This window comes from Paenibacillus sp. GCM10027626 (assembly GCF_042676285.1).
Classification (GTDB): Bacteria; Bacillota; Bacilli; order Paenibacillales; family Paenibacillaceae; genus Paenibacillus_Z.
The window spans coordinates 359,996-384,303 of record NZ_JBHTHC010000003.1 but is presented as its reverse complement, the minus strand read 5'-3'; the positions used below and the strand labels follow the sequence as shown (position 1 = coordinate 384,303).

Below are 24,308 nucleotides of genomic sequence, written 5' to 3'. Positions count from 1 at the left end.
AATGTTTTAAGTGAAAAGAGGCGAGACTTTGGATTACCGGGTCATCAAAGAGAACGACTTGTTTCTTATGACGGACAAGGATGGCAGCATTGCTGCCAGCAACACAGCAGGGCACGGCCTGTATACGAAGGATACCCGATTTCTGAGCAGACTGGAAATCGCAATTAATGGAAAAGCGCCATTGTTATTATCTTCGTCGGCGGATGAAAATTATATTTCCACCATTCGGCTTACCAATCCGCATATGGAGGAGAAAGGCCAGCTTATTTTGTGGCGAGAGTCGGTAGAAATTGAGCGTACACGCTTTATTTATGAGGATGCATTGTATGAAGCTTATCGGCTGACCAGCTATTATCCGAAGCCGATTGAATTTGATTTTTCTGTCCTGCTGGATGCCGATTTCGTAGACATGTTTATCGTACGCGGCTTTCAGCATGGCGACATCGGCAAGATTACCGGCGATCGCACAGCGGAGCAGGAGCGGCTAATCAGTTACATGGGAGCGGATAATGTCTCACGCGAGACGCTTATAAAATGGAACAAGGCTGAAAGCGGAATTAGTGAGGACGGTGCGATCCATTTTGGGTTGAAGCTTGGACACGGGCAAACAGAGGAAATCGTCTTCTTCATCGCGCCGGTTATCGATGGCAAACGACCGATTCAGTATGATCCGGCCGAGGCTAAGGGCAAGTTAAGCGCTTCCTATGCGGAATGGGATGCGACAACGACGCAGGTGCGCAGCAATATGCCGCTGTTTGACCAGCTTTACAATCGCGGCGTGCAGGATTTGCGCGTATTGCTGACGGATTTGGGCTATGGTCGTTTTCCGGTCGCGGGACTGCCGTGGTACGCAGTCGCTTTTGGCCGTGACAGCCTGATCGCAGCCCTGCAAATGCTGCCGTTAAATCCGCAGGTTGCCAAAGGAACGCTGCTCACGATGGCAGCTTATCAAGGCAAGCATGAGGACGAATGGCGCGATGAGCAGCCGGGGAAAATTATGCATGAAATTCGTTACGGCGAGCTGGCCGGCACCAATCAAGTACCGTTCACGCCTTACTATGGCACGATTGATGCGACGCCGCTGTTTTTACTGCTCGCGGCTGAGTATTTTCACTGGACTGCAGATGCGCAGTTTATCTCCGAGCTGATGCCGCACTTACTGGAGGCTTTGGACTGGATCGATCAGTATGGGGACCGCGATGCCGATTTATTCGTGGAATATTATCAGCAGTCCTCCAAAGGAATCGCCAACCAGGGCTGGAAGGATTCCGCCGACTCGGTCGTGCATGCCGACGGACGTTACGCGCAGGCGCCAATTGCTTTGGTGGAAGTACAGGGCTATGTCTACCAGGCGAAAATGCGGCTTGCCCCGATTTTCAGGCAGTTGGGCGAGACGGAGCGGGCGGAGCGCATGGAGCGGGAGGCGGAAAAGCTTCGGGAGCGGTTTGAGCGCGAGTTCTGGCTTCAGGATGAAAGCTATTATGCGATTGCGCTTGATGGCGAGAAGCAGCAGGTCGCCTCGGTAACCTCCAATGCCGGCCATATTCTGATGTCAGGCATCGCCGCTCCTGAACGGGCAGAACAGGTTGCCAAGCGGCTAGTAGCTGAAGATATGTTTGGCGGCTACGGTATTCGGACGATGAGCACGCAGTCTGCCGGCTACAATCCGATGAGTTACCATGACGGAAGCGTATGGCCGCACGACAATTCGATGTGTTTGCTTGGACTAAGCCAGCTTGGCTTTGAGCAGGAAACGCATCAGGTGATCGGCGGTCTGATGAAAGCGGCCGAGAAGTTCGAATATAACCGTCTGCCGGAGCTTTTCTGCGGCTATGACGATTCCGTCGGTTATCCGGTTCCTTACCCAGTTGCTTGTTCGCCGCAGGCCTGGGCTGCAGGTACGCCGATCACCTTTGTTCAAGCGCTGCTTGGCATTCGTCCCGATGCATTTGGCAAGCAAATTTCATTAAAGCCGAGCTTGCTGCCAGGCATGAATGAACTGCTGGTGGAGCGGCTTCGCGCAGGCGCCGGGGAATTGAGCTTGCGGTTGACCCGCAACAGCGCAGGCAGTGTCGAGACGACAGTGCTGGCCAATACGACCGGCTACACGCTGCAAATGGCGTAAGGTTTCACGCAATATGTTCATATATAGCTTCATACAATAGGGAGGTTGCTAGAATGAAAAAATCGTTGTCAATCATGCTCGTAATGACACTAAGCGCAACACTGCTCGCTGCCTGCGGCAGCAGCAATGACGGGAAGACGAATCAAGGCGCGACGAACGCGGGCAAAGAAACAGGCGGCCAGCAAGAGCCGGTTACGGTCACATTGGCAGGCTGGGGCGCCAGCCCGGAAGAGCAGGATTTGCTGAACCAAACGCTGAAAGAGTTCGAGGACAAGCATCCGAACATCAAGGTAAATTATGAAGTAATTGCCGATCAATATATGGATGTCATTAAGACGAGACTGATTGGCGGCGAAGGCCCGGACGTATTTTATTTGGACGCTTTTGAAGCCCCGGCTTTAATCGAGAAGGGCGTGCTTGAGCCGCTCGACAGCTATGTAACGCCGGAATTCGATACGGCCGATTTCGAGCAGCCGCTGCTTGAGGCCTTCAAGCAAGACGGCAAGACATATGGCTTCCCGAAAGACTTTTCGACGCTGGCGATGTTCTACAACAAAAAGGATTTTGCCGAAGCAGGGATTACATCCCCGCCAACGACATGGGAAGAGCTGCAGGCCGCAGCGAAGAAGCTGACCAAGGTTGAGGGCGGCAAGGTGACGCGTTACGGCTTTGGCGTTGCGCCTGAGCTTGCCCGTCAAATGTATATGATCCAGGCGTTCGGCGGCAAAGTGGCCGATGAGCAGGGAAATGCGGCATTTGCCAGTGAAGATGCGCTCAAAGGACTTGAACTCGTTGTAAATATGCATAATAAAGACAAAATCTCCGGAGAGCCAAAAGAAGTAGGCGCCGGCTGGGGCGGCGAAATGTTCGGCCAGGGGAAAGCTTCCATCGTATTTGAAGGAAACTGGGCCGTTCCGTTTTTGGAAAGCAACTATAGCGATCTGGAATATGGAACAGCCGAGCTCCCGACCGTTAACGGCAAAAAAGGAACGATGGCCTTCACCGTTGCTTACGTAATGAATAAAGATTCCAAGAAAAAAGAAGCGGCATGGGAGCTGATGTCGTTCCTGACGGGCAAGGATGGCATGAAAACCTGGACAAGCAAAGGCTTTGCGCTTCCAACTCGCAAATCTGTCGCAGCGGAATTGGGCTATGACAAGGATGAAGTGCGGGGCGCGATCGTAGCCGGAGGCTCCTACGCTACGCCTTGGCAAGCGGGACCGACGCTGCCGACGATTATGAACAACTTCAATAACCAATTTGTCGATGCCTTCCTGGGCAAATCCCAGTTGAAGGATGCCATGCAGAAAGCGCAAGATACAGCCAATAAAGAAATTGCGGCAGCGAAGTAAGCAGTACACAGGACGGAGGAAGGCGCCCCGCGCCTTCCTTTACGCCCCTGTCCGCAAACCGCTAGCGAAAGGGAGGATTTAGCATGGCCGATGGCTCGGCAAGAAGACGGAAGCTGAAAAATACGGTGACCGGCTATCTGTTCCTGCTGCCAACTATCCTGGTTCTGGGTACCTTTTTATTTCTGCCGGTGTTTTACTCACTATACTTATCCGGGCATAAGGTGAATCTTTTAGGTGAAGTCAGCTACAAATGGGTAGGCATCAACAATTTTACGCGGATGGCCGATGATGAGCGGGCATGGATTGCTTTAAAAAATACAGCGTCCTTCGCCTTGTTCGTAGTGCCGCTGCAGACGATTTTTGCTATTGCACTGGCAACGATTTTGAATGCCAAACTGAAATTTAAAAACTTTTTCCGTATTGTGTTTTTTATGCCGACCGTAACTTCCTCGGCAGTATTGAGCTTGATTTTTATGTGGATTTACAATTCCAACGGTTTATTGAACCGGCTTTTGGAGTTTATTGGCCTCAACGGCTACAACTGGCTTGGCGATCCCGCAGTCGCGATGAAGGCGATTATGCTTATGAATATATGGTCGACCGCTCCGTTCTTTATGGTCGTATTTTTGGCGGCGCTGCAGGACATTCCGGATGCGCTTTATGAATCGGCAATGCTGGATGGCGCCAATGCGTGGAAAAGATTTACGGCGATTACGCTGCCGATGATCAAGCCGGCTACCTTCTTTACTGTAGTCATGGGGATTATCGGGACGTTCCAGCTGTTCGACCAGTCGTATATTTTTTCGGCGGGATCTGGCGGCCCGAACAATTCCACGCTCACAGTGGCACTGCTCATTTATCAATATGCCTTTAAAAATCTCGATTTCGGCTATGCTTCCGCGCTTGCGGTGATGCTGGCAGCCGTAATTCTCATTATGACGCTTATTCAGCGCAAGCTGTTCGCTGAAGAGAAGCTCAATTAAAGGAAGGGTGGCTTTAAGTCAATGGCAGTGAAACAACCGAAATGGGTAAAGGGCGTCCTTTACTTCCTGCTGTTCTTTTATGGCTGTGTGACGGTTGTCCCCTTTGTATGGGCGCTCTCTTCGTCATTCAAGCCGCTGAGTGAAATCGTCTCGGGGAGTATCAATTTTATCCCGAAGCATTTCACGCTGCAAAACTACTATGATATTTTTGTGAAAGAGCCGTTATTTCTGCGCTGGATGTATAATAGTGCGCTTATCGCAGTGATTGCGACGGTCAGCAACATTTTGTTCAACTCCATGGCCGGCTACGCGCTTGCCCGCATCGATTTTTACGGTAATAAGGTCATGTTTGTGCTGATCCTTGCTGTGCAGATGATTCCTGGGCAGTTGACGATCGTCCCGGCTTATTTGATCATGAAGCAGCTCGACCTGCTGAATACGTACGCAGCGCTGACGCTGCCGATGATGGCCAATGCGACGTTTACCTTTATGATGCGGCAATTTTTCCTCAGCTTCCCGAAAGAGCTGGAGGAGGCGGCTGCAATGGACGGCTTGACGCGGTTCGGCGTCTTTTTCCGGATTGCTCTGCCGCTTGCAATACCTGCGCTTGCCGCACAGACGATTTTTGTATTTATGGGCTCCTGGAACGAGTTCCTGAAGCCGCTGATGTTCGTCTCGGACAAGGCGATGTTCACCTTGACGCTCGGCCTCAATACGTTCAAAGGGCAGTATATTAGCCATTGGAACTATATTATGGCCGCATCGATGGTATTTACCCTGCCGGCGATTATTATTTACGCGATCTTTAACCGCTTCTTTATTAAAGGGATTACCTTTACAGGCGGAAAATAGAGATCAAGGAAACCGTTTCTTCGATAAGAAGAGACGGTTTCTTTTGTGTCCGATCAATCCATTCCGCCACCCCATCATATTTTTTTGCAGGAAAGCGGTAATATTTTAAGAATTTGCGCAAAAAAATGATTATACATAGCTCTGCGTGCTTGAAATGGGGGATTTTACGAGACAAATGGCTAATTTCAGCTATTTTTGGTTGTAAAAAAGTTGACCGGACAACCGGAATTAGCGTATAGTTTCACTATTGAATCTTTTAGTACTAAAATATTTATCATTAAACAACAAAGCGGCGCGTATAGTTAACGTTGAAGAAAACTAATAGAAGCTGTTTTAGGAGGTGGGGGCATGCAGGTAAATGCCCACTTAGTGGAGCTCCCTGCGCTATTTAAAAGTGTTGTAAAAAAAGTAACACAGGAGTGGAATTGCAAGGTTCAGGATAAACTGACTTTATCGCAGTTTCGAATGCTTTATCTGCTTCACCATCAAGGCTTAAGCAAACCGAATGAATTGGCGGAGAAAATGATTGTCACGCCCGGCGCGATTACCGGCATTGCCGACAAGCTGATCGAGCGGGGGCTCGTTGCCCGCATTCGCGATTCCGAGGATCGCCGGGTTGTGCATCTGGTCATAACCGAGGACGGCATACGCTTGATAACCTCGATGTTAGAAAAGCAGCAAGCGACGATAGTGGCCCTATTTGATCGTTTGCCTGAAGAAGATATCGCACATTTAAAGAGAATTTTTACAGTACTCTTGGAGAGTATGGATTCGGAGGAGGAGTAACTACTTGGATCAATTATCACACAAGCGGAAAGTAACGATTATGTTCGGCATTATAGCGGCGATGTTTTTTTCCGCAATTAACCAAACGATTGTCAGTACAGCGATGCCGCGCATTATCGCACAGCTTGGAGGGATGGACTACTATACCTGGGTCATTACCATCTACATGCTGACTTCTACAATTGCTACTGTACTTGTCGGCAAGCTATCGGATATTTACGGCCGGAAGCCATTTATATTGATCGGTATCGTATTCTTCATGATCGGTGCCTTTTTATCCGGCTTATCCCAGGATATTTATCAGATGATTACTTACCGCGGTATTCAAGGTATTGGCGCCGGTATTATTATGTCTTCTGCCTTTACGGCTGTCGGTGACTTGTTCGCGCCGCGCGAGCGCGGCAAATGGACCGGCGTGATGATGGCGGTCTTTGGCTTCTCCAGCGTTCTTGGACCGACGCTTGGCGGCTGGATTGTCGACCATATGAATTGGGAATGGGTATTCTGGATCTTCCTGCCGCTCGGCATTGTAGCTTTTGCTCTCATTGTGGTGTTGTTCCCAAAAGTCGACCGCAAGCAAGGGGAATCGATTGATTATTGGGGTTCATTATTTTTGACATTAACGATTGTGCCGCTGCTGCTCGGCTTTTCCTGGGCAGGCACAAAATATGATTGGGGCTCTCCTGAAATTCTTGGCTTATTCGCCGCGGCCATCGTATTTATGATTTTTTTCATTCTTGTCGAGCTGCGGGCCAAAAGCCCGGTTCTGCCGTTGTCCTTGTTCCGTAATGATATCGTCACGATTTCGAATGTCGCCGGCTTCCTGATGAACGCGGGCATGATGGGAGCACTCATCTACTTGCCGTTCTTCGTCCAAGGGGTTGAGGGCATTTCCCCGACTTACTCCGGTTATGTGACGATGCCGATGTCGATCGCTATGGTTGTCGTTAGTGCCATTACAGGGAAATGGATTTCGAAATCGGGTAAATACAAACGTTATGCGATGATCGGCCTGCCAGTTATGATTGCCGGTATGGTTTTGATGGCCTTTATGAATTCGGTATGGATGGCCGTTCTGGCGATGATCGTCTTCGGCTTTGGCCTTGGTCTCGGCATGCCGGTCTTCTCGCTGACCGTTCAAAATGCTGTCCGGCCTGATCAGCTCGGTGTCGTTACAGCGTCCAACCAACTGTTCCGCAACATGGGCGGCACGATCGGCATTGCCGTTATGGGCACGATTATGGCAACCAGCCTTAAAAACCAGCTGACGGATAAGATGGCCGCAGGTGGCGGAGAAGCATTGGCGAAGATCGATCCGGCCGTGCAAGAGCAAATGTCGGCATTCCTTAATCCGCAAAAGCTGTTGGATCAGCCGGCAATTGCACAAATGCACGATTCATTGCCAGCGGATATTGTTCCGTTATTCGACAAGCTGATTGAGACAATGCGCGAAGTATTGTCCAGCTCGCTGACCGTTGTCTTCCTGTCGGGGGCGCTGCTGCTTGTCGTCGCTGTTGTGCTGGTAGCTTTCTTGAGAGAAATTCCGCTGCGTACCTCGAACAAAATGCCTGAAGCGGAAGGCAAAGCGGAAAAAGAAAAAGGCACCAAGCAGGAGCCTGCATTGAACCGCGGATAAAAAAATAGCAGCCTTACCTACGCAATTAGCGTGGTAGAGGCTGTTTTTTATTTGTTGACATTTAATTTCGGATTCATATAATGATAGTATGACCATATGATCTTATGATGAAGAAGGAGGAGATAACAGAAGCGAATTGACATCTGCACTTTGGAACACGTTTTGAAAGCGGTTTATTAATAGGAATAACATTAGAAAGAGGCGACAGATATGGCTATAAATCCTTTACGTCATAAATTAAAACAGGGAGAGCAAACCTTTGGCATGTGGGTAACGATGGAATCTCCCTCCATTTCGGAGATTGCGATTACGCTCGGTCTGGATTGGGTCTGTATCGATATGGAGCACGGACATTTAGACTATAAGGAAGTAATGGAGCATGTAAGGACTGTACGGAATTCCGATACGAGCATTTTGGTTCGAGTGCCGGAAATTTCGAATTCCGCAATCAAACGAGTGCTTGATATGGGCGCACATGGTGTATTGCTGCCATTAGTACGGAATGCCGAGGAACTGCAAACAGGGTTTAATTATGCGCGTTATCCGGATACAGGCATCAGAGGGATTGGCGGCGAACGCTCAGTCAAGTGGGGACTGGGATTGCAAGAATATTTGGAATATGCCAATGAAGAGACGATGGTTGTTCCCTTGATTGAAACTAAGGATGCGGCTGAACAGATTGACTCCATTCTTGATGTACCAGGTCTAGAGGCAATTTTCTTTGGACCGGCTGATTTGTCGGCAAGCTACGGTTATTTAGGCCAATGGGAAGGGCCGGGTGTCGCTCAGATTATTTTGGATATTAAGGCCAAGGCAGATCAGCGCGGTATTGCTTCAGGCGTTATGAGCACCGGAGTCGAAGATAGCATACAGCGTATACAGCAGAAGTTTGGCATGGTTGGTTTTGGCTCGGATGCCGGCTTGCTCATTCGTTCGACAGTCGACAATATGGAAAAGGCGGGGTTGAAACGTCCCATCCATTTATGGTTCTAGACGGGAAGCATGAATAAGCATAAAGGGGAGCGGCCGGCTATGACTTTCCGTGTTGGTTTGACACGCGATTTTTTGAATGAGAAGAATGAGTTGATGTTCGGGGAAGCTTGGCTAGAAGAATTAAAGCGGCAGCCCGGCATCGAATGCGAGTTTATGAGTACGTTTACGCCTGAAGTCACGCCTGAACAACTAAAGGGTTTTCATGCGGTCATTTCGATGACGCCGCGTTTTACCCGGCAAAGCTTGGCAGGGGCGGAGCAATTAGTCGCAATAGGCAGATGGGGTGTCGGCTATGACATGATTGATGTTAAGGCATGCACAGAAGCTGATGTTGCTCTGTATATTACGCCAGAGGGAGTTAAAAGACCGGTTGCCCAGTCGATTATGACCTTTTTGTATGCGTTAAGCGGAAAGCTATTAATTAAAGACCGTATGACCAGAGAAGGGAGATGGAGCGACAAGCTGGCATATCCGGGAATCGGGCTTGCCGGTAAAGTATTTGGCTCGGTCGGGCTAGGGAATATCGCCAAAGAGATGTTTCATTTGGCCAGGCCGCTCAATATGGTCCAGCTTGCCTATGATCCGTATGCCGGCGAGGAGACAGCAGCAGCGCTTGGCGTAACCTTAGTTGATATGGATACGCTGATCGCCCAGTCGGACTTTTTGACAATCAATTGTCCACTTACCCCAGATACAACCGCCCTGATTGGCGAAGCGGAATTAAGTGCGATGAAGCCGACTGCGTACTTGATTAATACAGCCAGAGGCCCAATCGTGGATCAACAAGCTTTGGTGAAAGCGCTTCAAAACAATTGGATTGCAGGTGCCGGACTTGATGTGTTCGCTGTCGAGCCGATTGCTCCGGATGATCCGCTGCTTCAATTGGACAACGTCATCGTCACACCGCATGCGCTATGCTGGACGGATGAGCTATACAGCGGGATCGGCCATTCCGTTGTTCAAGGCATCCTTAAGGTTATGAGAGGCGAACTGCCTGATGCAATTGTGAATAAGCAGATCGTAAATAAACCATCATTTCAAGCTAAATTGGCACAACATAAAAATTAAGGGGTGACGGTCATTAAAAAACGAACCTTATTTACGACATTAATGATTAGCTTGGCGGTATTTGCGGCAGGATGCGGGAATGACGGAGGGCAGGGCAAACCGGCAAGCGGCGGGGATGATAAAGAAATCGTCATTAATTTGGGGTCTACCGGAACAGAAGGAACAGCTGCGGTGGTCGGATTGGAAAAATTCAAGGAGGAAGTAGAGAAGCAGTCTAACGGGAAAATGCAAGTCAAGCTCCATATTAACGGCTCGCTTGGCGGGGAGAGAGAGGTTCTAGAGGCGGTTGAGCTGGGAACGATTGAAGCGACAGCAACGTCGACGGCGGTTGTTGGCAATTTTGTCGAAGAGATGGGCGTTGTAGATTTGCCGTTTGTGTTCCGGGATATTGAGCACGCCCGCAAAGTAATGAATGGCGAAGTCGGTGAACGTATCGCCCGGAAGCTGGAAGAGAAAAATTTGAAGCTGCTGACCTGGGGGGAAACCGGTGTCCGGCATTTAACAACCAAGGCAACCGAGGTGAAGAGTCCAGAGGATTTAAAAGGGATAAAGATCAGAACGATGGAAAATAAAATTCATATCGATGCTTGGAAGGCGCTGGGCGCGGAAGCGACGCCGATGTCATGGACGGAAGTGTATACTGCGCTGCAGCAAGGCGTTATCGATGCCCAGGAAAATCCGGTCGATGTCATCGCCACCGGCGGGATCGACCAAGTGCAAAAATATTTGATTCTAACGGGCCATGTCTATAATCCTTATGCGTACAACATCAATTTGGATCTGTGGAAGGGGCTGTCGGAAGAGCAGCAGCAGATTCTTCTGGATGCGGCCCAAAAAGCGCAGCAGGCCAATTATGAAGCGAAGGATAAAGACGAGCAGAAATATATCGATCAGTTGAAGAACAGCGGAATGACAGTTGTAGAAGTGGAGAAGCAGCCTTTTATGGATGCCACCCAACCGGTTCGGGATAAGTATAAAGAGAAATTTGGAGATTTATTAGACTTGATCGCGCAAACGCAATGATGTGGCACCCCCCTTTCTTCGATGAGAGAGGGGGAAGATTTCTCTTAATTGGGGGAAGGGCAGCGGATGAAAAAGATTATTCATATGATCGATTTGCTGAATAAAGCGATCATGCTTTTGCTGGCGATTATGATCGGCTTAATGTGCGTATTCATTCTTATGCAAATCAGCTCCAGATACTTTTTGCACATTTCGTTATCTTGGACGGAAGAGGTCTCGAGATATTTAATGATTTATGCGGCGTTTTTCGGCGCTGCGATCGCCTTGCGCAATAAGAGTCTGATTGCGGTAGAATTTATTGCGGAAAAAATGACAGCGGACAAAAGAAAGTTTTTGAAAGCGCTAATTTTATTTATCTCGATTATATTTTTTGGTGTTGTGCTATTTCAGGGCTTGCAGTTAGTGGATAAAGTAAGCAGCCAGCAATCGGTGGCTTTGCAAATATCCATGGCCGTTCCGTATGCCTCTATCCCGATCGGCTGCTTTTTGCTGATCGTGAATGCTATTGCAACGATTTTGGATTTATTTGTACCGAAGGAGGGGGAAGTCAATTGACGGTGGTGTTATTCGTTTCCCTTTTCTTCTTATTTTTGCTGGGCGTGCCGATCGCAATATCGATGGGAGCCGCCTCGGTAATCGCTCTATTGGCATTAGGAGGAGTGCCGCTTATTATAGTAGCGCAGCGCAGCTTTACTTCGTTGGATTCCTTTCCGCTTATGGCGATTCCCTTCTTCATTCTGGCCGGTACGATTATGGAGGTTGGAGGCATATCCCGCCGATTGATCAATTTGGCCAATGCGTTTACCGGGCATTTTGTCGGAGGAATCGGCATTGTAGCCGTCATTACCTCTTTATTCTTCTCGGCGATTTCCGGTTCAGGGGCGGCGACGGTTGCGGCGATCGGTTCTATCCTCATCCCGGCGATGATTGCGCGAGGCTATGACCGAGGTTTTGCCGGCGCGATCCAATCGGTATCCGGCGAGCTGGGAATTATTATACCACCCAGTATCCCGTTAATTCTTTATGGCATTTCCACTGGCACCTCGATTAGCGATTTGTTCATGGCCGGTTTCGTGCCCGGCTTGCTGATCGCCTTGTCTTTGCTGCTAACGGCTTATTTTATTGCCAAAAAAAGAGGCTATAAGGGCATGCCAAAGGCAAGCTGGAGCGAGCGAATGAAATATTTAAAAGAGGCTGTATTGGCATTGTTCCTGCCTGTCATTATTCTCGGGGGTATTTATTCCGGCATCTTTACCCCTACAGAGGCGGGGGCGGTCGGCGTGCTCTTTGCTTTTGTTGTAAGTGTATTGGTGTATAAGGAATTGAATATAAAACAGCTGGTCAAGCTGTTCTCAAAATCAGCTGTCACCACGTCGATTATTTTGTACATTATCGCCAATGCCGGCCTGTTCAGCTGGATTCTGACACGTGAAGGCATTCCGCAAAAAATTGGCGAGCTGTTTATCCAAATATCAGATAGCCCGATCATCTTCCTGATCATGGCCAATATTTTATTACTCATTTTCGGCATGTTTATGGACACAGGGGCAACTGTCATCATTTTGGCTCCGCTGCTTACTCCAATTGCGATTAGTATGGGGATCGACCCTGTACATTTTGGCATTGTAATGATTGTTAACCTGGCCATGGGGTTATGTACGCCTCCGCTTGGTGTTAATTTGTTCATATCATGTCAAATTGCGAATATTCGACTTGGTCATATTTCGAGGGCGCTAATTCCGTTTTTTATCGTGCTGATCGTTGATTTGCTGCTCATTAGCTATATACCTGCCATTTCCTTAAGTATGGTTAACCTGTTTAAATAAAGCAAAAAGGTATTGACAACGTAAACAGAGCGGCATATGATTTAACTAATCATATGGTCTGATGATTAGATTAAAAGATGATTCGCGAGAGGAGAAATGGAATGAAAAGATGTCAACCGTACATTGATGGTCAATTTGTCGTATCGAAAACGACAGAAATGATACCGGTTACAAATCCGGCTACCGGGGAGATCATATCGGAAATTCCGGAATGTACAATCGAGGAAACGAGGCAGGCAATCGAGGCGGCCGAAAGTGCGCAGGCATCATGGGCCAAGTTGCCGGCGATCGAGCGGGCTGGCTATCTTCACAAGATTGCGCAAAAAATCCGCGAAAACTTTCACCATCTGGTCAGGGTCATTAGCGAGGAGCAAGGGAAAATTATAAGCTTGGCCGAAGCTGAAGTGAATTTTACTGCTGATTATATGGATTACATGGCAGAATGGGCTCGAAGATATGAGGGTGAAATTATTCCAAGCGACAGGCCAAATGAACATATTTTGTTGTTTAAAGTTCCAATCGGTGTAATCGGCGGTGTGCTGCCCTGGAACTTCCCGTTCCTGTTAATTGCCAGAAAGATGGCCCCGGCCTTAGTGACAGGCAATACGATTGTCATTAAGCCGAGTGAGGAAACGCCGAACAATGCGTTCGAGTTTGCCAAGCTGGCTGCTGAAGCGGGGTTGCCTGCAGGGGTATTCAATGTTGTATATGGCAGGGGCGGAGTCGTCGGCAAAGAGTTGGCGTCGAATCCGAAGATCGGCATGATCAGCTTCACGGGAAGTGTGGATACCGGCTCCAAAATTATGGCGGCCGCGGCGAAAAACATTACCAAAGTTTCACTCGAACTAGGCGGCAAAGCACCGGCGATTGTAATGGATGATGCAGATATTGAACTGGCCGTAAGGAGCATCAAAGCGTCCAGAGTGATTAATTCCGGCCAAGCGTGCAATTGTGCGGAACGGATCTATGTTCATGAAAAGATTGCAGAGCAATTTATCGCGGAAATCAGCGTGGCAATGAGCAGTACGAAATATGGCGATCCGCTTATCGAAACAGATTTGGAGATGGGGCCGCTTATCAACGAGCAGGGACTTGCCAAAGTAGAGAGCTTGGTTGCCAGTGCAGTAGCAGCAGGAGCTAAAGTCGAGACGGGCGGCAAGCGTGCCAGCCGCGACAAAGGTTATTTTTATGAACCGACCGTTCTGACAAATTTATCGCATGATATGGAAATCATGCATAAGGAAATTTTCGGTCCTGTGCTGCTGATCATGACCTTTAAAGATCTGGACGAAGCCATTGCATTGGCCAATGATTCGGAATATGGCCTTACTTCATCTATCTATACACAAAATTTGGATATCGCAATGCGAGCCTGCAAGGAAATTAAGTTTGGCGAAACCTATGTGAATCGGGAAAATTTCGAAGCGATTCAAGGGTTCCATGCCGGAATGAGAAAATCCGGAATCGGAGGAGCGGACGGCAAGCATGGGCTTGAGGAATATTTGCAGACACATATTGTGTACATTCAATACGATATGAGTAAAAAGTAAGGTATACATGAAGAGGAAGAACAACCACTTTCACGGTTGAGACTTTCAGGGCGGATGTCTACTCAAGACCGCGCTACAAAAGCTCAATTTAAGGTGTTGTTCTTTTTTTTCATTAATAGCTGACTTGATTATTTGCTTGGAAGTACCTTATTATTAAAATAACCAACAAACAGGCTGTCTATAGCTTCGGGCTGCAACGTCTGATTTTTAGACGATATGATACTGAATATTTAACCAAGGGGGTATCGCTGATGTTAGGAGATAAAGTAACACAAATTGAAAAAACGACGATCTCACAAAATATTGTGCAGCAGCTTATAGATTTAATTCTAAATGGTACGATCGGTCATGGAGAGAAGCTCCCTTCGGAAAAGCAGCTGATGGAGCTGTTCAAGGTTGGGAGAAGCTCTTTGAGAGAAGCGATTCGCTCCCTGGTTACATTGGGACTAATCGAAGTGAGGGTACCGGAAGGTACATTCGTTAAGGAGTCGTTCGGCGACTTTTTCACGAAGCATTTGGGTCTGATGTCGAGAATCAGTTTTGAGAATATTGCTGAATTGATTGAAGCAAGGACGGCCATTGAGTCCGATATTGCTGAGCTCGCTGCTGTGAAGGTTACTGAGGAAGATCTGGCCAAGCTGGAAGAGAGGCTGGACCTGATGAAAGAAGCGAATAAATCGGGCGACAATGAGAAATTTTTGCAGTCCGACCTGCAGTTCCATTTTATATTAGCCGAGATTGGCCGAAATTCCTTCATGCTTCATGTTATGACTATTCTCAGAGATATAAGTCGCGAGTGGATTAAAAATGTTATTCAATTGGAGACTTCCAAAGAGTTGGCTATTCAGCAGCATGAGAAGGTCTTACATGCCGTGAAGCAAAAAAATGCTGAGGCAGCCAGAATCGCAATGAAGGAGCATTTGCATTCGGTCAGTGAATTGTTGCTGAGCATCCATAAGAAAGAGTCGGAATAATTGCAGCCTCCACTGCTGCGGCTTTTGCCGCGGCGGAGGCTGTTTTTTGTGCGCTTGGCAGCGCAATCAACTAAGGAGTGAAAGTCTCTAGCACACAGTGGAGTGGAGGAAGAGAAATTTTGTCTCCGGTTCGGGAATGCGATATAATCGTTGCAATTATGATATAGACTCGTAATTTGATCAAAATGGGGATGAGGGCATGCTGAAGCTGATTGTCGCCGAAGACGAGATATGGATGCGCGAGGCGCTGCGCACGGTCATTGATTGGGAACAGCTGGGGATTGAATATGCCGGTGATGCAGGCGATGGAGCCGAGGCGCTGGCTTTAATTGAAGCAGTCCAACCCGATATTGTCCTTGCCGATATTCAAATGCCTGTCATGGACGGGCTGGCGCTTATGGAGGAGCTTGTCCGCAGAGGGATATCTGCCCGTGTCATTATTATTAGCGCTTACCGGAATTTCGATTATGCCAAGAAGGCTGTACAGCTTGGTGCTTTCGACTATATTCTCAAGCCGGTCTATGAAGACCAGCTTATGGAAGTTTTGACGCGCTGTCTGGCCGCTATTGCTGAACAATCGCGGGAGAAAGGCGAGCTGCAGCGGATGCAGGGAGTGGTCAGAGAAAGCTTGCCCCTTGCCAGGCAGCAATTACTGGAGCTCCTGATCCATGCACAGCGTTACGCCCTGAGCGATCTTCCTTCCATGCTGCAGGCGCTGCAAATTCCGCTGGATATCGGCCGTACTGGCGTATTGTGCATTATTGTGTATGACTGGGGCGCCAAGGGGGAGGAAGAGAACGGCCAGACGCTGCTGCGCTATGCAATTGGCAATATTGCAGAGGAAGTGTTGAAGCCGGATTGGCATGTTGTGACCTGCTTGTACAGTGAAGGGGAAAAGGACGCTTTGCTGTTCATGTCCCCGCTGCAGAAAAGGAGTGCGGAAGAAGAAAACCACTCGCTCCGAAAATGCGGTGAAGAAGTGATCCGTAACGTAAGACAGTATTTGGGGATTGAGATCAGCATCGGTACGGCCCCGTGCGATTCGCTTACGAAAGTGCCGCAGACGGCGAAGATCGCGATCGAGGCGGCATCACAGGCTTTGTTTGAAGGAAGCGGGCGTTTATTTGAAGGGCGGGGGCAAGTCGCGCCTCAGGCGGTAGTGCCGATCTTTCCGGCAGGCGACTGGGAGACGCGGGTGCTAATGGCGCTGCGCATGAATAAGGAGGAGCAAATTGCTCAGCTTATGGATGAATTTTCCAGTTACCTTGCAGCGCTGAAAGACAAGCAATCGGCGTTTGAAGCTGGCCGCCGCTTGCGAAGAGCGCTGCTGCAGCTGTATGAGAAGTGGATGAGCGAGCTTCAGCCCGAGGGCGAGCAGTTGGCCCGGTTCCTGAAAATAAAAGGAGACTGGATGGCCTCCCGGTGGACGATCGCCGGTCTGAAGGAGCGGGTATTATCGGCGCTGGCTGTCCTAAGTGCCGGTTCATCGCCGCCGGGTGCCAATAAACGGCTGGCCGAGCAAGCGATGGCTTACATTAGGGAACGTTATAAGGAAGGCGTTACGTTAAACGATATGGCTGCTTATTTGCATATGAGCCCTTGGCATTTCAGCAAAGTATTTCATGAAGCGGTCGGGATTACGTTCAGCAAATTTGTGCTGCAGATCAAAATGAATGAGGCGAAGCGGCTGCTCGCCCAAACTCATATGAAGGTGTACGAAATCGCCGAGGCGGCGGGCTATCAAGATGCACGTCATTTTGTGAAGACGTTCAAGGAAGTGGAAGGGATGACTCCCGGCCAATATCGTAAGCTATGACGGCAAAGGCGTGAATGGAGGATGGAGCGGAGGGGCCGTATGGAAGGTATGAACGAGATAAGGCGGGCCGGGCCAAAGAGCGGGACGATACGCACCGGTATCGGCTTGAAAGTATTTGTGTTTTACGCCTTCAGTATTATGATCGTGATTTTGATTACCGGTTATCTGTTCTACGAGCGGTCAAACCGCGTCATCCAGGAGCAGCTGGGCGAAATCGCACTCCAATCCGTGCAGCAAACCAAGCATCGCATCGACAGTGTGCTGAAGGAATATGAGGATCGTACGCTGCTCATTCTCGGCAATACAGATATTCAGAATGCGATGAAAGGCCGCTACCGCGAGCCGTTCGAACGGATTCAATCCGATAATCGGATCCGCGCCTTTTTGACCAATATGATTTATTCCAAGAAGGATACGCTTAACGTCTATTTTCTCGGGCAGAACGGCTACGAGTACCGGTATACGACAGAAAGAACAAAGAGAACCGGCTCCTATGAGTCAGTGGACCGTTCCGGGGAAAGCTGGTATAAACAAATTTCCGAGGCTAACGGTGCCCCGGTTTATTTCGGCGTCGGGCCTTCATTTCTCGCCGGGGGCACAGATGAGCAAGCGAAGCGAGTATTTACATTCGGTCGGGCGATCAAGGAAGTCGAAGGCAGTTTTCAACGGATCGGGGTCATGCTCTATGAGGTATCCCCGGATGAAATCGGGGGCATATTAAGCCAGATGGACTTTAATGGGAAAGGATATGCCGTGCTGACTGGAGAGCAGGGGCAAATTGTGGCTGGCACAGCCGGGGATGAGAGTATTCCTTTTCCTGCAGCGAAACAGGACAGCACGAGCGGGATCCGCAATATTAAGGTTGACGGCCGCGCCAGTGTGGAGATTTTTTCCCAGCTGGAAGACGTTCCATGGCGTGTAGTAGGGGTGCTGCCGCTATCTGAATTGTTCAAACAGTCGAAAACGATTGGCACCTATATGATTTATTTGGCGCTTTTCTTTATCGCGGTTTCGCTGCTGATCGCTTACCTGGTTGCCCGTTACGTGCACGGGCCGATCGTGCTGCTGCTCCGCCATATGCGGAAGGCGCAGGAGGGGGATTTCGCCAATCAGATTACGGCAGTGCGAAATGACGAGTTCGGGCTTATTTTTACCGGCTACAACGATATGATGGCTAAAATAAAAAACTTGATCGAGGAATTGTACCTGCAGCAGCTCATTAAAAAAGAAATGCAGTTCAAAGTGCTGGGCTCGCAAATTAATATGCATTTTTTGTATAACTCGCTAAACTCCATCTACTGGATGTCCAAGACGGGCAAAAGCGCGGAAATATCGGCAATGGTCAGATCGTTGTCGGATTATTTCCAGCTTAGTCTAAGCGAAGGGGAAGATGAGGTGCCGGCAAGAGAGATTAAGCGGCTGCTGGAGCAATATGTGACCATTCAGCAAATCCGCTACCAGGACCGGTTTTCATTCTCCATTCAGATGGACGAGACCATTGGAGACTTCAAGCTGCTGAAATATATTTTTCAGCCGATTGTCGAGAATGCGATTTATCATGGTCTTGAGAAGCTGTCGCAGCCCGGGGGGCGGCTGGACGTTCGATTTGAGGATGCGGGCGACTCGATCGTGTTTACGACAATTGATAACGGCGTTGGCATGACAAAGGAAAAGCTGGCGGAAATCAACGCGATTTTGCTTGATCATCATACGATGCATCCAGCGGGGCATTTTGCGCTTAGAAATATACAGGCACAGCTGCAACTGAAGTACGGTCCGGAATATCGTCTGCAGCTGTCCAGCGAGGAAGGGAAAGGGACGCAAGTCGTCATCAATCTCCCCAAAATCACACAATCGGACAACATATGACACTATTTCGCAAGACACTCCCGTTACGAGGAGTGCTTTTTTTCTTTAAAATAAACAACACATCCCATCAACGGGATATCTGGTAATGACAGCATAAGGGGGATATACGAACATGCGAAATTCATTGAAAACGGTTGTCGGCACAATCGCCGTCGCCGGTTTGCTTGCAGGATGCGCGAGCGGAGGAAGCGGGAACGAGGGCGGAACCGCTAACGGCACAAAGGATAAATCGTCAGGCAGCAAAGTGAAAATCGAGTTTTATCAGCACAAATCAGAGGCGGTTGCCATTTATGATAAGCTGATCGCTGATTTCGAGGCGAAGAACCCTGGCATTACAGTAGAGCAAAATAACCGTCCGAACGATCCGACATACTTGAAATCACGCGCAGCCGCGAACGATTTGCCGGATGTCATCGGCATTGTCGGCAGTGCTGATTTTACATCTTATGTGAAGGGCGGCTTGATTAAAGATGTAAGCGGTACGCCGCTTGCCGATACGATCCAAGTCTCGTTCCAGGATCAGCTCAAGGCTTACACCGGGACGAAGGAGCTCTATGCTTACCCGTACTCGGCCAATGCGCAAACGGTGCTGTACAATAAAAAAATGTTCGCCGAAGCCGGACTGAAAATTCCCACGACCTGGGATGAATTGATCCAGCTTTGTGAGACGATTCAGCAAAAGGGCGGCCAGCCATTTGTATTTGGCTATAAGGACAGCTGGACGACAAATGTGCCGATCAACCAGCTGGGCGGGACATTGATTCCGAACGAATTTTTTGATCAGCTTGCCGAAGGCAAGGCTACCTTCGCTGACGCGTGGAAAGAAACGCTGAATAAATCGCTTGAGCTGAACAAATACGGCAACAAAAATGTTGTGGAATACGGCTACGATCAGGCGAATGCCGAATTTGCCACAGGTAAATCGTATATGTACATTCAAGGCATTTGGGCCATTGCTCCTGTGAAGGCGAAAAACCCCGATATCGAGCTTGGCGCATTCCCGCTGCCTGCTGCAAACAAAGCGGAAGAGACGAAAATCATTGGCGGTATCGATCAAATACTGGCCATTTCGAAAAATTCCAAAAATGTTGAGGCTGCCGAAAAGTTCGTCGCCTTCCTTATGGAAAAGGAAAACGCGCAGACATTCATTCAGGACCAGAAGCTGCTCCCTACGATTCAAGGTGTCGTACAAAATGACCCTTCGCTGTCCGATCTTCAGCCGCTGCTGGATAAAGGGCTGGTGGGCGCCACAGTAACGGACCGGTTTATCCCTGGCTACAATCCGAACGATTTCCTGCAGGAAATGATGATGAAGGGCAATGTCGAGGAAACACTCGCCAAGATGGACAAGGAATACACCAAAATTAGCGGCAGATAGACATTATCAGCAAGCAGACAGAGGACTCTCAGGGGCTGTTTCCCGCCACTTTTTGATTTTATAGAATTTATAAGTTTCACTCGATAAATTCTATAAAATTTCAGGGGAAGAGACTTGCCTCGCACCAAGGACGGCGTCAGCCGTTTCTTCTCAAAATATAAGAAAGTATAAGTTTCACCATATACACAGCTTATATTTCTAAGGGAAGAAACTTGCCTCGCACTAAGGATGGCGTCATCCGTTTCTTCTTGTGGGCAGCCCCTTAAGTCTGGAAAGGAGCAAACGCGACATGCGCAGCAGATCGCTAGTTTACTACTTATTCGTATTGCCCGGCGTTATTGGCTTTTTCTTTTTCAGCACGCTGCCTGCTTTAATGGGCGTGTATTACAGTATGACCGATTTTGATGGCGTCAGCAGTCTCAATTTCGTTGGACTGCGCAATTTTATCAACCTGTTTCAAGATGAGGATGTTTATAACGCGTATGCATTCACGATCAAATATGCGCTTGTGTGTACGATTTTAACTAATATTATCAGTTTAGCGATGGCGCTTGCACTCAATGCCCGCATCAAGTTTAAGACATTTTTGCGCGGCGTATTTTTTATGCCCAATGTTCTGGGAACGCTTATTGTAGGCTATATTTTTGGCTTTATTTTCTCCAATGTTCTACCGCTGGTCGGACAGAAGCTGGGCGTCCCGTTTCTGCAAAGCAACATTTTAATGGATTTTGACAAAGCATGGCTGGGGATCGTAATCGTTGGCGTATGGCAGGCATGCGCTTTTAATATTATTCTTTATCTGGCGGGACTGCAGAGTATCCCGAAAGATTTGTACGAAGCCGCCACCATTGACGGGGCAGGTAAATGGCAAATGTTCCGTAATGTGACGTTTCCGCTGCTGGCTCCTTTTTTCACCATCAATGTCGTGCTCGCAACCCGGGGCTTTCTCGGCGTCTTCGATCAAATCGTTGCCTTGACTCAGGGCGGTCCTGGACGTGTCACCAACTCGGTAACCTATTTGATTTACAGCGGCGGATTTACGCGCGGCGAATACGGCTTTCAATCGGCCAATGCTGTCGTGTTCACCGTACTGATGATCGCGATTGCCTTCATTCAGCTGAAGCTGCTGCAGAAAAGAGAGGTGCATCAATAAATGGCTGCGATCCGTACGAACAAGCTTGTTACTGCGCTGCTGCTATTTGCCTCTCTCGCAGTGCTGTTTCCGCTGTTCCTGACAGTGCTTGTCGCGATGAAGACAGCGCCGGAGACGGCAAAATCGTTTATTGCGCTTCCTTCTAAACTGTATTTCGGCAACTTTCAAGGTGTTTTTGAGAAGGTCGATTATGGCAAAGCGCTCTTCAACAGCCTCGTTATTACCGGCTGCTCGGTCGTGCTCGTCCTGTTAACAAACTCGATGGTCGGCTATGCGGTCGCGAGAAATATGCACCGAAAGTTTTTTAAAGCAGTCTACTACTACCTTGTCAGCGGCATGTTCGTGCCGTTTAACATTATTATGCTTCCGCTAATCAAGCTGCTGCACGGCGCTAGTATGAACAATTTTACCGGACTTATTCTCGGCTATATGTTTTTCGGGCTGTCGCAGAACGTGTTTCTGACTGTCGGTTATCTGCATTCTGTACCGAAAGAGCTGGAGGAGTCGGCAGTCATCGACGGAGCAAGCGTCTGGCAAACGTTCTGGAAAGTCATTTTTCCGCTGATGAAGCCGATCAACGCTACCATTTCCGTTTTTACGATGCTGCTCGTCTGGAACGATTTCCTGCTGCCGATGCTCATGATCCGCGATAAAAGCCAGATGACGCTGCCGCTTATTCAATTTGTATTCCAAGGGCAGTTCAATACAGATTACGGGCTGGCCTTCGCTTCTTATTTGATGGCGTTGCTGCCGGCGGTGCTATTTTATATTTTTGCGCAAAAATGGATCATCAGCGGCCTTACATCAGGCGCTGTGAAAAGCTGATTTGCCATAAAGAGCGGGGGAAGTGAACGGCTTCCCCCGCTCTTTTGACGTTTTATGGTGACTGGGGCTGCATGATTCATGGGAGTGTGACGGACGGGGTCTTCCTGTGATATATTAACTACTGCAGGAGTTTTTACATCATTATCCAATCCGATCTGATGAGAGGAGAATATGACAATGATAGCAATTGATTTGACCGGCAAAGTGGCTTTGATAACAGGGGCGAGCGGCGATTTGGGGCGCGTCATGGTCCGTACGCTGGCCAAAGCTGGCGCGAATATCGTCATTCATTATCACCGCAATGGAGCCAAGGCCGAGGAACTGCAAGCCGAGGTCGAGGCATTAGGCAGACGGGCGCTATGCGTGCAGGCGGATATTACAGATGCGGATTCGATTCAGGCGATGCGGGAGGCTGCCTTCGGACATTTTGGCGGCGTACACATCGTGGTTGCCAATGCGGTCATTCAATATGAATGGACATCAGTGCTGGAGCAAGCAGCGGAAGATTATAAGAGTCAGTTTGAGTCGTGTGTCATGCAAAACGTATATTTGGCCAAAGCCTTTATTCCGGCGATGATTGAGCGCAAGGAGGGTCGCTTTATCGGCATAAATACAGAATGCGCGATGCAGAACTTCGCGTCGCAATCCGCTTATACGGCAGGCAAGCGGGGGATGGACGGGGTATACCGCGTGCTGGCCAAGGAGGTTGGCGAGCATGGCATTACGGTCAATCAGGTCGCTCCTGGCTGGACGATTAGCGACCGCGATCGTTCCGAAGGAACCGAACGGAGCGAAGGCTATGAGAGCAATGTGCCTTTGCGGCGCAGAGGGACTGACCAGGAAATCGCCAATGCCGTAGCTTTTCTGGCCTCGGATTTATCCAGCTATATTACGGGGGCATACATCCCCGTGTGCGGCGGCAATGTGATGCCGGCGATTTGAATAGAATAGTTCTGCAATACCAAATGATTCACCTTCCATTCACAAAAAAACGCAGAAATAGCCCGTTAGAGTGATTGGCAAAATGTAATGGATTGCCTATTATTGAGGTAAAAGTGTGAGCGGAAGGAGAATTTAATGATGATGATGAAAAAGCGAATGCTGCTGCAAATTTTACTGCTGGCATTGGTTGCGATGATCGTGCTTGCCGGCTGCAGCAGTAAGGAGTCAGGCGGCGGGAATACGGATGGCCTGGCAGTAACTGATGCCGAGGCGATCTATAAAAACCGCTGTCTCGGCTGTCATGGCAATGACCTGCAGGGGCGGACAGGGCCAAATCTGCAAAAGGTTGGCGCGAGTCTGACAGAGGCTGAGCTTGCCGAAAAAATTACGAATGGCAACAAAGGGATGCCTGCTTTTAAAAAGGTATTGAAGCAGGAAGAAATCGACGCTTTGGCTGCATGGCTGGCCGAAAAGAAATAGAAGTAAGGAAAGGAAGCATCCCCTACTGTGATATACTTCACAGATGAGGTGAGCTTTGTTGTGGTACCATCCTCTATAGAACACTTCAAAGGATGGTATACATATGCCGCGAAAAATACTTCGAAGCGAGTCAGCGCAGTACCCGTTTAAAGTTACGTTGAATGAAACGAGAGTAACTACCCTTCATGGAAAAGGCACAATTACGAACAGAACGAATGAATGGATATTCGTCAAGCTTGATAAGAATGACACCACGATTAAGACAAGTATATTTCTTGTAGAGCTTGTGGGAATCGCATAGATTGTCTGGGGAGCCAGACAGGCCTAAGTGCCGACAAAGTCCAGCGGACTTTGCGGCACTTTTTTTCAAAGGCTGTTTTCGTAAATATTGTTGTTTTTAGGTGGACTTAAAGGCTTACTATGGATGAACGAAGCTAACGGATGTCACGGCCGCTATTTTCGAAAATTCGACCGATTTGAAATTGTAACGGAACTGTGCGCCGCTATTTGATGATATTGAGCCCGATTTCGCCAAAAAACATCCCATTAAGCTCGCTCAGATCCGTTAGATTTTAAAAAGGAAGGTAATTGGCGAAATAACGTCTGTAGCTTCCGTCAGATGAAACCGCTTTGCTCGTTGCCCTCCTTCAGAGCTGTAGCCCTCTGACCTCCGGCGT

The 24,308-nt window shown here is 48.8% G+C and carries 21 protein-coding genes; all 21 read left to right on the top strand.

All coding sequences use genetic code 11. The features are described 5' to 3' along the window. Positions 1 to 28: 28 nt before the first annotated feature. On the top strand, positions 29 to 2,125 hold the full coding sequence (locus ACFQ0N_RS08815; RefSeq protein ID WP_379324962.1) for an amylo-alpha-1,6-glucosidase: 2,097 nt from the start codon (positions 29 to 31) through the stop codon (positions 2,123 to 2,125). Positions 2,126 to 2,178: 53 nt separating this feature from the next. Continuing rightward, positions 2,179 to 3,477 carry an ABC transporter substrate-binding protein gene (locus ACFQ0N_RS08810; protein ID WP_379324960.1) on the top strand — a complete coding sequence of 433 codons (1,299 nt, stop codon included), beginning with the start codon at positions 2,179 to 2,181 and terminating at the stop codon, positions 3,475 to 3,477. Positions 3,478 to 3,560: 83 nt separating this feature from the next. Next, on the top strand, positions 3,561 to 4,460 hold the full coding sequence (locus tag ACFQ0N_RS08805) for a carbohydrate ABC transporter permease (protein WP_379324958.1): 900 nt from the start codon (positions 3,561 to 3,563) through the stop codon (positions 4,458 to 4,460). Positions 4,461 to 4,481: 21 nt separating this feature from the next. Next, complete coding sequence (locus ACFQ0N_RS08800) at positions 4,482 to 5,312, top strand: carbohydrate ABC transporter permease (RefSeq protein ID WP_379324956.1); 831 nt, start codon at positions 4,482 to 4,484, stop codon at positions 5,310 to 5,312. Positions 5,313 to 5,660: 348 nt separating this feature from the next. Further along, the gene (locus ACFQ0N_RS08795; protein ID WP_379324954.1) at positions 5,661 to 6,098 is read left to right on the top strand and encodes a MarR family winged helix-turn-helix transcriptional regulator; all 438 of its coding nucleotides are present in this window, start codon (positions 5,661 to 5,663) and stop codon (positions 6,096 to 6,098) included. Between the two features lie 4 nt (positions 6,099 to 6,102). Beyond that, on the top strand, positions 6,103 to 7,734 hold the full coding sequence (locus tag ACFQ0N_RS08790; protein ID WP_379324952.1) for an MDR family MFS transporter: 1,632 nt from the start codon (positions 6,103 to 6,105) through the stop codon (positions 7,732 to 7,734). Between the two features lie 210 nt (positions 7,735 to 7,944). Then, complete coding sequence (locus tag ACFQ0N_RS08785; RefSeq protein ID WP_379324950.1) at positions 7,945 to 8,727, top strand: HpcH/HpaI aldolase family protein; 783 nt, start codon at positions 7,945 to 7,947, stop codon at positions 8,725 to 8,727. A 39-nt stretch (positions 8,728 to 8,766) separates the two neighbouring features. Next, positions 8,767 to 9,795, top strand: a complete 1,029-nt coding sequence (locus ACFQ0N_RS08780) for an NAD(P)-dependent oxidoreductase (protein ID WP_379324948.1) — start codon at positions 8,767 to 8,769, stop codon at positions 9,793 to 9,795. Positions 9,796 to 9,798: 3 nt separating this feature from the next. Further along, positions 9,799 to 10,818: a TRAP transporter substrate-binding protein DctP gene (gene dctP / locus ACFQ0N_RS08775; protein ID WP_379324946.1), complete on the top strand. Its 1,020-nt coding sequence runs from the start codon at positions 9,799 to 9,801 to the stop codon at positions 10,816 to 10,818. A gap of 66 nt (positions 10,819 to 10,884) precedes the next feature. Then, positions 10,885 to 11,373, top strand: coding sequence for a TRAP transporter small permease (locus ACFQ0N_RS08770; RefSeq protein WP_379324944.1), 489 nt, complete (start codon positions 10,885 to 10,887; stop codon positions 11,371 to 11,373). After that, a complete protein-coding gene (locus ACFQ0N_RS08765) occupies positions 11,370 to 12,644 on the top strand; it encodes a TRAP transporter large permease (RefSeq protein ID WP_379324941.1) in 1,275 nt (424 codons plus the stop codon). The genes ACFQ0N_RS08770 and ACFQ0N_RS08765 overlap by 4 nt, the downstream gene beginning before the upstream one ends. A 101-nt stretch (positions 12,645 to 12,745) precedes the next feature. Next, a complete protein-coding gene (aldA, locus tag ACFQ0N_RS08760) occupies positions 12,746 to 14,194 on the top strand; it encodes an aldehyde dehydrogenase (RefSeq protein ID WP_379324939.1) in 1,449 nt (482 codons plus the stop codon). Between the two features lie 251 nt (positions 14,195 to 14,445). Next, complete coding sequence (locus ACFQ0N_RS08755) at positions 14,446 to 15,168, top strand: FadR/GntR family transcriptional regulator (RefSeq protein WP_379324936.1); 723 nt, start codon at positions 14,446 to 14,448, stop codon at positions 15,166 to 15,168. A gap of 199 nt (positions 15,169 to 15,367) precedes the next feature. Then, positions 15,368 to 16,984: a response regulator transcription factor gene (locus ACFQ0N_RS08750; RefSeq protein ID WP_379324934.1), complete on the top strand. Its 1,617-nt coding sequence runs from the start codon at positions 15,368 to 15,370 to the stop codon at positions 16,982 to 16,984. Positions 16,985 to 17,023: 39 nt separating this feature from the next. Beyond that, entirely contained in the window at positions 17,024 to 18,853 is a 1,830-nt protein-coding gene (locus ACFQ0N_RS08745) for a cache domain-containing sensor histidine kinase (RefSeq protein ID WP_379324932.1), read from the top strand. 112 nt (positions 18,854 to 18,965) lie between these two features. Next, positions 18,966 to 20,231, top strand: coding sequence for an ABC transporter substrate-binding protein (locus ACFQ0N_RS08740; RefSeq protein ID WP_379324929.1), 1,266 nt, complete (start codon positions 18,966 to 18,968; stop codon positions 20,229 to 20,231). A gap of 289 nt (positions 20,232 to 20,520) precedes the next feature. After that, on the top strand, positions 20,521 to 21,384 hold the full coding sequence (locus ACFQ0N_RS08735; RefSeq protein ID WP_379324926.1) for a carbohydrate ABC transporter permease: 864 nt from the start codon (positions 20,521 to 20,523) through the stop codon (positions 21,382 to 21,384). Continuing rightward, positions 21,385 to 22,209: a carbohydrate ABC transporter permease gene (locus tag ACFQ0N_RS08730; RefSeq protein ID WP_379324923.1), complete on the top strand. Its 825-nt coding sequence runs from the start codon at positions 21,385 to 21,387 to the stop codon at positions 22,207 to 22,209. Between the two features lie 177 nt (positions 22,210 to 22,386). Beyond that, the gene (locus ACFQ0N_RS08725; protein WP_379324921.1) at positions 22,387 to 23,151 is read left to right on the top strand and encodes an SDR family NAD(P)-dependent oxidoreductase; all 765 of its coding nucleotides are present in this window, start codon (positions 22,387 to 22,389) and stop codon (positions 23,149 to 23,151) included. Positions 23,152 to 23,286: 135 nt separating this feature from the next. Further along, positions 23,287 to 23,631, top strand: a complete 345-nt coding sequence (locus ACFQ0N_RS08720; RefSeq protein WP_379324919.1) for a c-type cytochrome — start codon at positions 23,287 to 23,289, stop codon at positions 23,629 to 23,631. A gap of 103 nt (positions 23,632 to 23,734) precedes the next feature. After that, the gene (locus tag ACFQ0N_RS08715) at positions 23,735 to 23,932 is read left to right on the top strand and encodes a hypothetical protein (RefSeq protein WP_379324917.1); all 198 of its coding nucleotides are present in this window, start codon (positions 23,735 to 23,737) and stop codon (positions 23,930 to 23,932) included. Positions 23,933 to 24,308: the final 376 nt, after the last annotated feature.